The following is a 618-nucleotide window of genomic DNA, read 5'->3' on the forward strand; positions in this document are numbered from 1 at the left end:
GGTCGAATGCTGGGATTGTAGGGAACGGCCACTGCGGCCGCATGGCGCCCCCCCGTGTCCCCGGAGGCAGCGCGGGATCCCGTCTCTGGGTCACGGCCGCGGGATCAACGCGCGGCCTCGGCATGCACGGCGCTCACCCGCACATCCAACCGTCCTACGGCCAGGGCCACATGGAGGGCGGCATCCCGCGCCGTCTGGTCGGCGCGGGTGACGACGTGGCCCCGGGCATCAGTGACCAGCGCGTAGCCCCGCTGCAGCACCAGATGGGGATCCAACAAAGCCAGTTGAGCGCCCCAGCGCTCCAGCCGCAGCCGGCGCCGTTCGGTGTCACGCCGCCCCGCGGACTGCCACGCCTGCTCCAGCCGCAGCAGGTGTTGTCGTTGCCGGTCGATGCGCAGCGCCAGCGCCCGCTCCAGCCGGTGCTCGTGCGCCTGCAGGCGGGCGCGCTCACGGGCGGTCAGGGTCGATGGCCGCCCCAGCCGCTGCGCCAGCCGGTCCAGGTGCTGCGCCTGTGCGTCGATCCGGCGCCAAAGCGCCGCGCTCAGGCGTTCGGCCTGGCGCTGTAGCGCCTCGCACAGCGTGGTGGCGGCGGGGGCGCTCAGTTCGGCCGCCGCGGTG

General features: G+C 74.3%; 1 protein-coding gene. It reads right to left on the bottom strand.

Annotation, left to right across the window (positions count from 1 at the left end):
- Positions 1-104: 104 nt before the first annotated feature.
- Positions 105-618 (bottom strand): exodeoxyribonuclease VII large subunit (locus ACK4TH_RS12885; protein WP_409627010.1); only part of this gene is annotated, 514 nt, incomplete at its 5' end.

It is taken from the genome of Tepidimonas sp., from assembly GCF_046292505.1.
Classification (GTDB): domain Bacteria; phylum Pseudomonadota; class Gammaproteobacteria; order Burkholderiales; family Burkholderiaceae_C; genus Tepidimonas.